The organism is Rhizobium sp. CCGE 510 (genome assembly GCF_000292525.1).
Lineage (GTDB): Bacteria > Pseudomonadota > Alphaproteobacteria > Rhizobiales > Rhizobiaceae > Rhizobium.
On record NZ_AEYF01000044.1, the window covers coordinates 238,847 to 251,681 of the forward strand.

10 protein-coding genes and 2 pseudogenes are annotated in these 12,835 nt (G+C 60.3%); 8 read left to right on the plus strand and 4 right to left on the minus strand.

From position 1 onward, the window contains the following. Positions 1–43 precede the first annotated feature (43 nt). Genes RCCGE510_RS21240 through RCCGE510_RS21255 form a run of 4 tightly spaced genes read left to right on the plus strand, consistent with a single transcriptional unit; the run spans position 44 to position 5,838 of the window. Positions 44–2,185, plus strand: a complete 2,142-nt coding sequence (locus RCCGE510_RS21240; protein ID WP_007633371.1) for a PAS domain-containing sensor histidine kinase — start codon at positions 44–46, stop codon at positions 2,183–2,185. After that, the gene (locus RCCGE510_RS21245) at positions 2,172–2,597 is read left to right on the plus strand and encodes a response regulator (protein WP_007633372.1); all 426 of its coding nucleotides are present in this window, start codon (positions 2,172–2,174) and stop codon (positions 2,595–2,597) included. The genes RCCGE510_RS21240 and RCCGE510_RS21245 overlap by 14 nt, the downstream gene beginning before the upstream one ends. Before the next feature lie 4 nt (positions 2,598–2,601). Continuing rightward, entirely contained in the window at positions 2,602–4,197 is a 1,596-nt protein-coding gene (locus tag RCCGE510_RS21250) for a response regulator (protein ID WP_007633374.1), read from the plus strand. A 21-nt stretch (positions 4,198–4,218) separates the two neighbouring features. Continuing rightward, entirely contained in the window at positions 4,219–5,838 is a 1,620-nt protein-coding gene (locus RCCGE510_RS21255) for a VOC family protein (protein WP_192815334.1), read from the plus strand. Positions 5,839–5,857: 19 nt separating this feature from the next. On the opposite strand, the pseudogene RCCGE510_RS21260 reads toward RCCGE510_RS21255, so the two are convergent. The 3 genes and pseudogenes from RCCGE510_RS21260 to RCCGE510_RS21270 form a co-directional block, all read right to left on the minus strand. Further along, positions 5,858–6,759, minus strand: a pseudogene (locus RCCGE510_RS21260) (DMT family transporter). Positions 6,760–6,872: 113 nt separating this feature from the next. After that, on the minus strand, positions 6,873–8,309 hold the full coding sequence (locus RCCGE510_RS21265; protein ID WP_037079379.1) for an FAD/NAD(P)-binding protein: 1,437 nt from the start codon (positions 8,307–8,309) through the stop codon (positions 6,873–6,875). Between the two features lie 212 nt (positions 8,310–8,521). Beyond that, positions 8,522–8,950, minus strand: a complete 429-nt coding sequence (locus tag RCCGE510_RS21270) for an OsmC family protein (RefSeq protein ID WP_007633380.1) — start codon at positions 8,948–8,950, stop codon at positions 8,522–8,524. A gap of 145 nt (positions 8,951–9,095) precedes the next feature. On the opposite strand from RCCGE510_RS21270, the gene RCCGE510_RS21275 reads away from it, so the two are divergent. The 4 genes and pseudogenes from RCCGE510_RS21275 to RCCGE510_RS21285 all read left to right on the plus strand — a co-directional run bounded on the left by RCCGE510_RS21275 (position 9,096) and on the right by RCCGE510_RS21285 (position 11,521). Then, on the plus strand, positions 9,096–9,356 hold the full coding sequence (locus tag RCCGE510_RS21275; RefSeq protein WP_007633382.1) for a hypothetical protein: 261 nt from the start codon (positions 9,096–9,098) through the stop codon (positions 9,354–9,356). Positions 9,357–9,428: 72 nt separating this feature from the next. Further along, positions 9,429–9,662, plus strand: a complete 234-nt coding sequence (locus RCCGE510_RS21280; RefSeq protein ID WP_007633384.1) for a DUF2188 domain-containing protein — start codon at positions 9,429–9,431, stop codon at positions 9,660–9,662. Positions 9,663–9,680: 18 nt separating this feature from the next. Beyond that, a pseudogene (locus tag RCCGE510_RS34845) lies at positions 9,681–9,796 on the plus strand (Ku protein); the annotation flags it as partial. Positions 9,797–10,186: 390 nt separating this feature from the next. Next, positions 10,187–11,521 carry an O-antigen ligase family protein gene (locus RCCGE510_RS21285; protein WP_037079381.1) on the plus strand — a complete coding sequence of 445 codons (1,335 nt, stop codon included), beginning with the start codon at positions 10,187–10,189 and terminating at the stop codon, positions 11,519–11,521. Between the two features lie 95 nt (positions 11,522–11,616). On the opposite strand, the gene RCCGE510_RS21290 is transcribed toward RCCGE510_RS21285, so the two are convergent. Further along, on the minus strand, positions 11,617–12,762 hold the full coding sequence (locus RCCGE510_RS21290; RefSeq protein ID WP_007633388.1) for a right-handed parallel beta-helix repeat-containing protein: 1,146 nt from the start codon (positions 12,760–12,762) through the stop codon (positions 11,617–11,619). Positions 12,763–12,835: the final 73 nt, after the last annotated feature.

Consider the following 12,835-nt stretch of genomic DNA (forward strand, 5'->3'; position numbering starts at 1 on the left):
ATTTCGGAAAAAATGGCCGCGCGAACCGAGGAGGACACGACGAGTGCAGGATAAGGCCAACGTGGACCTGCAGGACCAGCAGAGGCGGTGGCGCTACCGTGGCTTCGCCATTGCGGTTGGCTGCCTGATGTTCTTTCTCGGAATGAGCGCTGTTGCCGGCTGGCTGCTGCAGATCACGGTGATCATTTCGCTCGTTCCCGGCTTTCCATCGATGGCCTTCAATACCGCGCTCTGCTTCGTGCTTTCCGGCGTGGGACTCGCCGCCTCCACGCTGGCTGCCCGTCGTTTTCGGGTCGCGGCAACGATCATGGCAGGGTTTGCGGCGGCAATCGCCGCGGCCCGGCTCGTGGAAATCGCGACGGTCGGCCGGACCTTCCACAATGTCGACCTGCTGATCACCCGCTTCGTCATTCCGCCCGATTTCATCGCGCAGGTCGGCGGCGGCATGGGGCCCAACACGGCGCTGGTCTTCCTGATCGCCAATCTATCGCTGCTGCTCTCTCTTCACGCGGTGAGGAAAAGCCAAGTGGTGCAGGAACTGACGAGCTACGTCGTCATCACCCTCGGCATGATCGCGCTGGCCAGCTATGTCACCGATGCCGAACAAGGCTACCGCTGGGGGCCTTACGCGGCAATGGCGGTGCATACGGCGGTCGGAATCGTGATCTTCGGCTCGGGGCTTCTCGCCCGCTCCTGGTGGTTGCTGCCGGCAAACCGAGCGCAGATCCCGCTCTGGATCCCAGCTGCGGTTTGCTTCACCGGCCTTCTCGTCGATCTTTATACGCCGCTCGGTGTTGCGAACGGCATTCTCTATGTGCCGTTGGTGCTGACGGCGCTCTGGTTCGGCAACCGGAACGCGCCGCTTTTCTTCGCCTTTGCCTGCACCGTGCTGCTGATGCTCGGCTTTTTCGCCGTCAAGCACGACGAGACAGCATTCTGGCAGGAGATCGCCAACCGCACGATCACGGCCGCGACGCTGTGGCTGATCGCGATGCTCATCTTTTATTTCATGCGCAACAATCACAACCTGGAAACCGAGCGGGTCCGTTTCGGCGCGCTGGTGCGCGGAACGCCTGATGCAGTCATCGTCATCGACGAGAGTGGAGCGATCAGAAGCTTCAACCCGGCGGCTGAAAGCATGTTCGGTTACTCTCCGGAGGAGACGATCGGCCAGAATATCAAGATGCTGATGCCCGAACCCTACCATTCCGAGCATGACGGCTATCTCTCCCATTACCGGCGGACCGGCGAGGAGCGTATTATCGGCAAGACGCGCATGGTCTCCGGACGACGCAAGAGCGGCATCGTCTTTCCGATCGACGTTTCCATCAGCGCCGTCGCCACCGCCGATACGAAGATCTTTGTCGGTATCGTGCGCGACATCAGCGAGCGCGCCCGGCAGGAAGAGCGGATGAAAATGACACTTGTCCAGCTCGAGGCCTATACGGCCGAACTCGAGCGCAGCAACCACGACCTAGACGAATTCGCCTATATTGCCTCGCATGATCTCAAGGAACCGCTACGCGGCCTGCACAACCACTCCCGGTTTCTCCTGGAGGACTATGAAGACAAGCTCGATGTCGACGGCGTGCGCCGGCTGAACCGGTTGGTGCGCCTCAGCCAGCGCATGGAAAAACTCGTCAACGACCTGCTTTATTTTTCCCGGCTCGGGCGGCAGCAGCTGGCGGTCAAACGCACCGATATCGGCCTGATCGTCAAGGATGTCGTCGCGACGATGGAACTCCTGCTGGAGGAGCGTCATGCCAAGGTCATCATCGACGGGCAGTTGCCGGATGTGGTTTGCGACGCACCGCGGTTGACGGAGGTGTTCCGCAATCTCATCACCAATGCGATCAAATACAATGACAAGTCGGCACCGCTCGTTTCGATCGGCTATCTCGATCGGTTCGTAGGCGAGGACGGTACTGTCGCCCGCAATGTGTTTTTCGTCCGGGATAACGGCAAGGGCATACCCCGGGAATTCCATGAGGACATTTTCCGCATTTTCAAACGGCTGGAAAAGTCGCAGGATTCCGACGACGGCACCGGAGCAGGCCTCACCTTCGTCCGCAAGATCATCGCGCGGCACAATGGCGATATCTGGCTGGAATCCGAGGTCGGCGCCGGCACGACATTCTATTTTACTCTGGGAAAAAAGCGCGAGGGGCAGAATGCAGCAGCGTGACACGCAACCCATCCTGATCGTCGAGGACAGCGAAGACGATTTCGAAGCGACGATGCGCGCCTTCAAACGCACCAATCTGCGCAACTCGATCCGCTGGGCGGCCTCCGGCCAGGAAGCGCTCGACATGCTCGGCGCGATGGTGCCGAAACCGGGGCTGATCCTGCTTGATCTCAACATGCCCGGGCTTGACGGCCGCAAGACGCTGGAGGCGATCAAGTCGAACGCCGGCTGGCGCAAGATACCGGTGGTAATCCTCACCACCTCCGACGACGAACGCGATATCGAAGGCTGTTATGCGCTCGGCGCCAATACCTATGTGCAGAAGCCGGTCGATCTCGATGGGCTCTTCGGTGCGATCCAGCGGCTGAAGGAATACTGGTTCGAAATCGCCATCCTGCCGCTCGAGGACTGACAGATTGGCGGAAAACTGCAGCATTCTCATCATCGACGACAGCATAGACGATCGCGAGGTCTATCGCCGCATATTGGGCCGCGTCTCCAGCACCGCCTATTCCGTCCTGGAGGCGGAAACGGGTGAGGAGGGCCTTGCGCTGAACGGCCGGAAACGGCCGAACTGCATCCTGCTCGACTATTCGCTGCCGGGGCGCAACGGGCTCGGCGTTCTTGCCGATATCCTGGAGAACGATCCCGCTGCCAACGTCATCATGCTGACCGGCCAAGGCAACGAAACCGTTGCCGTCGAGGTGATGAAGAGCGGGGCGCGCGACTATCTGACGAAGGATTCGCTGTCGCCCGAGACACTGCATCGCTGCATCCAGAACGCCATCATGCACGGCATGCTGGAAGCACGGCTGGAGCAGAAGCGGCAATCGCTGGAGATTTTCACACGCGCCATGGCCCATGATCTGAAGGAGCCGCTGCGGACGATCAAATCCTTCAGCCGCATCCTGCACGGTTCTGCAGCGTTACCGGCTGAAGACCGGGAACTGCTCGATTACGTGCTCAGCGCCGCCGACCATATGGAAGATCTGATCGTCAAGGTGTCGGGTTTCACCAGGCTGGAAGCCTCCGGCGGGCCGGTGCTGACGCCGGTCTCACTCTCTGATGTGCTCGATCAGGTGGAAGACAATCTGCGCCAGCAGACCGAAAGCCGCGGCGCCCTCATCATCCGCGGGGCGCTGCCGGAAGTCATGGGCGATGCGACGCTGCTGACCCAGCTGCTGCAGAACCTCGTCTCGAATGCCATCCGATATTGCGAGCAGAAGGTTCCGGAGGTCACGATCTCGGGCGAAGCACATGGCGTTTTCTGCCGCCTCACCCTGCGTGACAACGGGCCTGGCATCGATCCTCAGCATCGTGAACTGATCTTCCAGCCGTTCAAGCGCCTTGTCGGCCGCGGCATCGAGGGCACCGGCCTCGGCCTTGCCATCTGCCGCCGCATCGCGCAACTGCATGGTGGCTCGATCTGGTGCGAGGCGGAGAATGGGCCAGGCGCCACCTTCATTCTCGACGTGCCGCGCGCCGAGACCAGGCCCGCGCCGCCTGCTGCATCGGCCATTCCGCACGGCAGCAAGCCGGCCGAACCGCCAGGCGAAGGTTCCGCCAGGCTCGCCGAAGTGCTGTTGGTGGAGGACAGCCCGGCCGACATCCAGCTTCTGAAGATCAAGCTGATGCGGCGGGAAAAGGTGGATTTCCACCTGCATGTTGCCACCAACGGACGCGAGGCGATGCGGCTGCTCGAAGAACGCGCCGGTATCGCCGATGTGCCGCAAATCGACCTGATGCTGCTCGACATCAATATGCCGATCATGGATGGCTTCGAAGTGCTGCGTGCGCTTTCCGCCGATATCCGCCTCAACCAGATTCCCGTCTGCATTCTCAGCACGTCAAGCGATGAGAGCGACCGGCAGCGAGCCAGAAATCTCGGCGCGCGCGCCTATATGGTCAAGCCGCCGACCCTGCAGCAACTTGAAGAGGCACTCGAAGATGTCGAACATTTGGAGTTGCTGCAGCGCGGCGATTCGCTTGCGCTTTGTGCGGAACAAAACTAAGCGGTGGTCATTGGCAACGGTATGACCTTCGCAGCTCTCATACTCGCGCTCCTGACGACACCGCTTCAATCAGGACTGCTCCAGATGGTATCAGGCATACATCACGTGACGGCCGTCACCCGAAAGGTGCAGGCGAACGTGGACTTCTATGCAGGTTTTCTCGGCATGCGGCTCGTCAAGCAGACGGCCGGTTACGAGGATGTGACACAACTTCATCTCATCTATGGCGATGCAGCGGGAACGCCGGGTTCTCTCCTTACCTTCCTCGTCTGGGAAGATGGCGCGCCCGGCCGGGCAGGTTTCGGCCAGATCAGCGAAGTCTCGCTGTCGATCGACCCCGCCAGCATCGGCTACTGGCTGACGCGGGCCATGAGTTTCGGCCTGCGCTCGGAAGGGCCGGCCGATGAATTTGGCGAGCCTGTGCTGCGGCTGAAGGATCCGGACAACATCATCCTCAAGCTTGCGGGCGCAAAGACCCTCACATCGCCGACTGCCTGGGACGGCGCCTCGATCCCGGCCGAGCACGCCATTCAGCGCGTGCGCGGCGCAACCATGCTGACCGAGAAGCCGACTGAGAGCCGCAGCTTCATCGAGAGCCATTTCGGTTACCGCTTCCTGGCCAATCGCGGCACCATCGACAGGCTGATCTCGCAATCCGGCGACGTCATCGACGTGCGCGACGCACGTGGCTTCTGGTCCGGCGCGCCGGGCACCGGCACCGTCGATCACGTCGCCTTCCGCGCCGCGGACGAGGAGACGCTGCATTCCGTCCGCAAGGCACTCGAGGCGACCGATGCCTCGCCGACCAACATGCACGACCGCAAATATTTCCGCTCGCTTTATGCCCGCGAGCCCGGCGGCACGCTGATAGAACTGGCGACCGACAAGCCGGGCATGCTCGTTGACGAAGAGCAGGCCGCCCTTGGGACCAAGCTGTTCGCGCCGCCCGAAGCGATCACCAATCTCCACGACCTGAAGGTCATGCTGCCGCAATTTGCGATGCCCGGCCAGCCGCGCATCAATTATCGTGAATTGCCATTCGTCCATCGCTTCTATACGCCGCCGGACCCCGACGGCAGCGTTTTCGTGCTGCTGCACGGCTCCGGCGGCAATGAAACGACGTTAATGCCGCTGTTGAACAAGGCAGCCCCGCGTGCGACGCTGCTCGGCGTGCGTGGCCGCGCGACGGAGGAAGGATTTCCGCGCTGGTACAAGCGCCTTACCCCCTTCTCCTTCGATCAGAACGACATCAAGACCGAGGCGGAGGCCTTCGCGGCGTTTATCGAGGGTGCCGTCAAATCCTACGGGCTCGACCCTCAGAAAGTCGTCTATGTCGGCTATTCCAATGGCGCCAACCTGTTGAATTCGCTAATCTACCTGCACCCGAACCTGGTTCACAAGGCGGTGCTGCTGCGCTCCATGCCGGTTCTCAGCGACTATCCGCATGCCGATCTCAAAGGCACCGACCTGCTGGTCATCAGCGGCAAGACCGATGCCTACGGCAAATATGCGAGCGAGCTGGAAGCGCGGCTGAAGAGTTCGGGCGCCACCGTCGATTCCGACGTCATTCCCGGCGGTCACGATCTCGGCGATGCCGACGTGCCGATCATTCAGAAATGGCTGCTGCAGGAAAATCGCTGAGCGTCATTTCCGAAAACGATTAAACCTGAACGCGAGAAGCGCGGGCAACCATGATGCCGGCGAGCACCACGGCAGCGCCGAGCGCCTGCATCGCCCCGATCGCCTCGTTCAGCAGCGCCCAGGCAAGGATTGCCGCGACAACCGGCTGCAGCAGCAGCGTCAAAGAGGAAAAGGCCGGCGGCAGATAGGCCAGCGCATAGGTGATCGCCACCTGTCCGCCGGCATGGCTGATAAAGGCGAGGCCGAAGAGGATCGACCAGCCATAGACGGTCGCGGGCAGCATCTGACCTTCGTAAAAAAGCCGATCGGGAAGATGAAAATGGCAGCGGTCGCCGTGCTCCACAGCATGATTCTGATCGTGTCGAACCGGCTGCGCAGCCTGCCGATCGCCAGGATATAACAAGCGTAGAAGAAGGCAGCGATCATCGCGATGCCATCGCCGCTGAGATCGCCATTGCCGACGGCCGCCGGCCCGCCTTTCAGAACGACGACGCCTGCCAGCGCCAAGGCGAGCCCGAGCAAGAAAACGCCGCTGATCCTTGCTCCGAAAAAGACGAAGGCGATCACCGTGACGAAGACCGGTGCGAGGTTGGCCAGCAGCGTCGCATTGGCAACCGAGGTCATGGTCAGCGAAAGATGCCAGGCGGCGAGGTCGAGCGACAGCATGACGCCCGGAAGGATCAGCATGCCATAATCGGAAAGGCTCTGCGGCTTCGGGCCCGCATCCTTTTTCATAAGCGAAACGATGAAGATCGGGATCAGCGCCAGCGCCACGCGCCAGAAGGCCGTGGCCATCGGTCCGACCTCGGACAGCCGGACGAAGATCGGGGAGCCGCCGATTGCCGCCCCGCCCAGAATGAGGGCGGCGAGGGCGAGGCGATTGGAAGGCGAGGCTTCGGAAAGGGTGGTGGCCTGCGACATGATCTTGATGCTTCTTCTGAGCCACTGGGTGCCAGGCGGCGGGATAATACCCGCGAGGAACTATCAGAAGTCGGTTGTCGGCGACAGTCGAGGAACGACAGATCGATGGAAAATCAGACCGGATGGATATTTTCAGAGGTCGCGCGCAGCTTGCCGGCGATCTCGGACGCGACGAAGAAGGCATGTTCGGTCACCTGCGGCAGGCCCATCAATTCGCCGAATGTACCCCGCGCCAGCGGGCCGGAGATCAGCAGTGAAGGATCGGCCTTTCCCGACAGGCCGATTGCCTCGGAACGCTCGGTGCAGGCAAGGCCGAGGCCGGTCGGATCAAGCGACAGATGGCCGCTTGCCGCAAGAGCTGCAAGCCAAGGCTGGGTTTCGAGGATGCCGCCATGGGCCGGGCCGGTGGTGACGATGACGGCGTCATAGCTCCGCTCCAACGGCTGGCGCTGATGACGCGGCTGCAGGGCGCAATGAATGAACTCGCCTTCGATGCGCGCCTCGGCGACGGAGCCTGCCAATATTTCGAGGCGACCCGAGGCAATCGCAGTGTCCAGCACGGCCTCGACCTGCGGCGCGATGCGGAAACGATGCACATCCCAATAGGGACGCAGATGGCGAACGAGACGGCGTCGCTCAGCGACCGGCAGTGCCTGCCAGAGATCGCGTCCCTGCGCCCGCACCTGATCGATCACGCCGTGCCAACTAATGCCCTCAGCCTGCGCTGCTTTTATGGCGACGCGGATCTTTGCCAGCAGCGACCCGGCGGAATGCGCCGCATCCGCAACGAAATCGCCAAAGAACGGTTGCGGCACCGGCGCGTGCCCGCGCGAACGCAGACCGCGGCGCGAGATCGCGGTTACCGGACCGTCATGTCCGCGCTCAGCAAGCGAGGCGATGACATCGGCGGCCGTCAGGCCGTTGCCGATGACCAGTACCCGGTCATGCAGCCGGATCACCTCGAGCGCGCCCGGCTTCGTGGTATCGGCGACGAAACGGGGATGGGCCGCAAGCCGACTCGCCAACCGGCCTGGGGCGGCGGGAGGCGGATGGCTGGTGGCGATCGCGACGATATCGGCCTCGGTCACGCCGCCCTGATCGTCGCGGATCGTCCAACGGCCGGCACGACGCTCAACACCGGTCACCGCCGCCCGGCAATGCCGCACGCGACCGTCTTCCACGAGCGGCTTCAGCAGGGAGGCGACATAATCTCCGAACAGCCGGCGCCGCGGGAAGAGCGAGCCATCGGGCTGTTTGGCCTGAGGGTCGCCGGCGACGGCGTCGCGGGCTTCGATCCAAGCCTGGAATTCGCCCTGATCGCCAGGCTGCAGGCTCATCTTGGCGGCCGGGACATTGATGCGGTGGGCGGCATCGGCCGTGTCGTACGCCAGGCCGCGGCCGAGTTCGGCCCGCGGCTCGAAGACCAGGATGACGGGACGCTCGCCGCAGTTCGCCCGAGCGAGGTGATAGGCGACGCCGGCGCCGGAGACGCCGCCGCCGATGATGGCGACGACAGGCCGTTCGGACTTCGGGAAAGGCTTAGATTGCATGGTAGCCGGATGATCGCTTTCGATGCCCGAGCATAGAAGCCGGACATGGGTCGCGCAATCCTCCACCGGCAATTGTCTATAAATATTGTGTAGATTCAGTCTAGAACAGGATGATTTTAGGCCCGGTCGGCCTGAAATCTGAATCCTGTTCTACATTAAAGAGTTAGAGCACGATGTCATAAGAAAACCGCGCACACTTTTCGGCTCATACTCTATGCCGATACCGTCGTCGAAAAATCGGGGTTGCCGCGGATCGTGTTGCTCACCGTGCAGATTTCATCCTCGGCAGCGCGGACGATCTTCTGCCGGGTTTCCTCGTCGATATCGCCCTTGATCGAGAAGGCGATGTTGAACCTGGCAACACGTGAAAGACCTTCCGTCGCTTTCTCGCCGGTGACCTCGGCGGTGATCTCGCCGATCCTGTCGAGAACGCCCATCTGGCTGGCAGCCATGCGGGCGCTGAGCACGAGGCAGGCCGAGAGCGAGGCATAGAGCAGATCGAGCGGATTGAAGCCCGGCTGCGAGGGCGAGGTGACGATATCGATCTCGCCCCTGGTGGCGGAGGTGACATGCGGAAAACCGGTGCGACCGAGAACGGCGGTGGCACCGGTCGGGCGAGGGCGGGCCTTGAGATCGACCATGATGAAATCCTTTTGACGAACGTTCTGCAGATGGCAATTTCCGCCCGGCGCCGCAAGGGCAAGGACTGCCCGGCGGTTTCGGAACCTTTCCATTCCCTATCAGTTGATTACACCTGAACGAAATCAGCGACAAAGGTGAATTGCGATGGCTGATGTCCGCAGCGTGGACCGTCAAAGCGGGCGCCTGGATGCCCGCGATCGGCTGATCGTTGCGCTCTATGCACAGCTGAAAGCCGAGCGGGAAACACGCGAAACGCTGGAATGGGCGATCCGCAACGGCGCCGTCTCGCGGGAGGTGCTGGAAGCGATCGCTGCCGATCCGGTTCCTGTCGTCACCAGCGAAGATATCGCCTCGCTCGAAAAGATCATCGCCCTCGACGAGCGGCGCAAACCAAATCGGAACTAGGCGCAATTCCAGCAAAAGTGTGCAGCGGCTAGCATTCGGAATTGCCTGAAAACGAAAAAGAGGAGATCCGAAATGGCCGATATCACCTATCAGATCGTGCCGCACGACAATGGCTGGGCCTACAAGCTCGGCGACACGCTTTCGGAAACCTATGAAACGGCGGATGAAGCGATCGTCCATGCCAAGGACGCCGCGTCACGCCAGAAGATCGGCAATGGCGACGCGTTGCTCGCCTATCCCACACCCGATGGCGGCGGTTGGGCATTTGAGGAAGTCGAAACCGATAAGAGCAACAGTCGGCTCTGATTTGCAACGGAGGATGGAATGGCCGCACGGGAAAGCTGGAAAGGTCATCTGAAAGTGGCCGACCTTGCCTGCGCCGTCGGACTTTACACCGCCATTTCCTCCTCCGACCGCGTCCCTTCAACATCATCAACCGCACCCTCGATCAGCGTTTCCCTTAAACCCGGCGCGATACAGTTTTTCTTTGGCTGCTGAATGGACGGTCAAGCGGCGCGACATCATGACGTGATTTTATCGGCTGGATTCACGGAATGAGTTCGCTTAAAGTCTCCCAGCATAGCGAAGTGAGACGTGCCGCTTCAACACGCTTAGGGCCACTGGGCAGGTTTGCCCTGGCTGTATCGCCCGCCGGAACGGGCAGTTTGCGAAACTAGGACGCCGTTATCGAAACGCCTAAACGAATTCCTTATTCGCGAGCGGATGCCGAGGAATGCACAAATCAGTTCCTGCCGCCGTTCAATCGAACCGGCATGCCTTGATCGTGGCGAACAGCCGGAGTTCTCCAGATTGATCTATATGAGCCTTTGATGACGATAGAAGATGCAGCTTTAGCGAGACACCACTATCCGGCGGGCTATCACCGGCAGTCTGTGCCCCGGTGGCGCGTCAGACGCGATGTGGCAGCAAAACTTGTTCTTACGATAGCATTTTATGCTGCTCTTTGGCGAGCCACAAGCATGTGGTACGGCCTGCCCGCAAATTTCGAAGACGGTGCATTTGTCGACCCACTGCCGATGAAGCTATTGCTCTACAGCCTTATTCCTTTGTCAGGCTTGTATTTCCTGTTGGAGCAAAGGCAGTTCCTGCGGGTCTTTTCCAGGATTTCACCGTTTATCGTCGTTGTTGGCATTTCGTGCCTGACATCAATAGTCTTCTCCATCGACAAGGCCGCGTCCCTAAAAGGATTGGCCGCGGTCATCGTTCTCGCAATCCCACCTCTTCTGTACCGTGCGCGCTACGGCAACGTCGAAGCGTTCAGGATAATCGGGCGTTTTGCGATAGCGGCGGCATTTATCAACGTTCTCTACACAGTCGCTTTCCCACAATTCGCCATCATGCGTGGCAGCTACGCGGGCATGGTCAAAGGTGCCTTTTATCATAAGAACACGTTGGGGCAGTTTTGTTCGGTCAGCTTTGTCTGCCTGTTATCGACGGAGAAGCTCGGCCGGCTTCGTTACAGCACCCTGATCCGCTGGGCTGCGATGCTTTGCCTTCTCGCCTTGATTGTGGCAACGAAGTCCTCGACAGCAGTCGTCTTGACGATGTTCGGCAGTATGATGCTGTACGGCGTTCGCATCATTCACATCTACCCGAACCGTCTTTTTCGTTCCTTCGTCGTTTTCCTGTTGTTCGTGATCGTCGGTTTCGGCGCCAGCTTCGTTTATCTCGGGGTGGCCTCGGCCGTTGCAGAAGCATTCGGCAAAGACATTACTTTCTCAGGCCGCACCAACATCTGGGAACAGCTATTGCCATTGATATGGGATAAGCCCCTAACCGGTTATGGCTTTGCGATGTTTCGTCAGCCCGAGGTCATGGAGCAATATGTCAAGGTTACCTTCGATGCCCGTTCGACCCACAACACCTATCTTGAGCTAGCGCTTAATATCGGCATTCCAGGTATTGCCGCATGGACGTTGTTTTTGCTGACCCGCCTGTTCAGGAAAATGACCATCGTCGACACCGATCCGGCCGAATCCGGCGCCAGGCGAAAGGAGATTGCCATCATCATCCTCATCATGCTCGGAGCCATGACCGAGGCAGGCATGATGCTGGCACCTTTCATTCTCTGGCCACATATGGTCATGGCGCTCTCCGAACTGCGTCCCAGGTCGCGGACAAACCGGAATCTACACCAGACTTAAGGGGAAGGGTCCTCGACGTCTGTAGTAGACGCCTCCCGGATGGCCTGTGTGGCGTTGCACGCGCGCCAGCTCCGAGGTTGCAGCGACAGGTCGATCTAAATCGAGAGATAGCGCTTCTGCCAGGGCAGCCTATGTTCCTGCCATGCGCGCGGCGTGAAGTCGTTATAGGCGGTCTCGGCGACCGCCAGCATCCAATTCTGCGCTTTGCGAGCCAGCAGGACGCAGGACAACTCCATGCCGGGCGCAACGGTGATGGAAGGGCGGTTGGCGCCTGGAATATCGATCCCCTTGTCCCGCCACTGGATGCGGATCTCATCGGGCTCGGATGACCATTGGCCTGACGAAACGGATGCTTTTCCGTCGGGCTTGAAGGCAAGCGGCGGCGGGGTGACGTTTAGGAAGCTGCCGTCATTGAAATAATTGCCATCGATATCACCCGCAGTCGCTTTGCCCTTTCCCTTCAGAACGATATCCTGCTCGCAGCGCAGAAATATGTTGCGCCGGAAGCTGCCGGACCATGGCCGGTTGGCGAAGAATGCGATGTCGCATTGGCTGATGACGTTGTCGTGGATATCGATGTCTTTGCGGAATGCCTGTTCCTCATCCGAAAACCCGCTCAGGCTGACGCCGCGATTGGTGTTCTCGATCCAATTGTCATAGATGTGGTGGCCGGCGTGGTCGGCCTTGTCGCCGATGCCGTAGCCGAAGGAGTAATCATTCATCCTGCCGTCGCGCATGATGTTGCTGCGCACGACGGCATCATCGCCGATCGACGAAAAGGAAAAATTCTTGCCGCCGATGAAGTTGTATTCGACAAGGTAGCGTCTTGTTTTGTCGCAGACCAGCGCACCCTTGTTGGATGTGCTCGTCGCCGACTGAAGGAAGAGGTTGCCGCGGATCGTGACATCCGAGCTGATATTGTCGTCGCTGTTCTGGTAGGCGAACTGACAACAATCCGCGCCCTCGCCCGGCGCCTCGCCCATGCGGTTGTTCTCCAGCAACACATGCGCCGTCTTCGTGAGGTAGATGCCGTCGCCCCTGACGTTCTCGGTTTCGCAGCGCCTGACGGTGAGATTTTGGCCGTTGTGAAATTTGAAGCCGCGCGGTGAATTCTTGACGATCACGTCCTCCACCACCGTATCGGAAAACACCTGATAGGCGACGCCGATATCGTCAGCCCCGTCGATCACCTGTCCCCGTGTCGCGGCGCCGTGAACTTTCTTTCGCAGGATGGCGGGCATGGCATTTCCCTTCGATAGCGGTGCAGCGGGGATTTAAGCAGAGGCGGTGTGGCGGATGTTTGAATATTCGGAA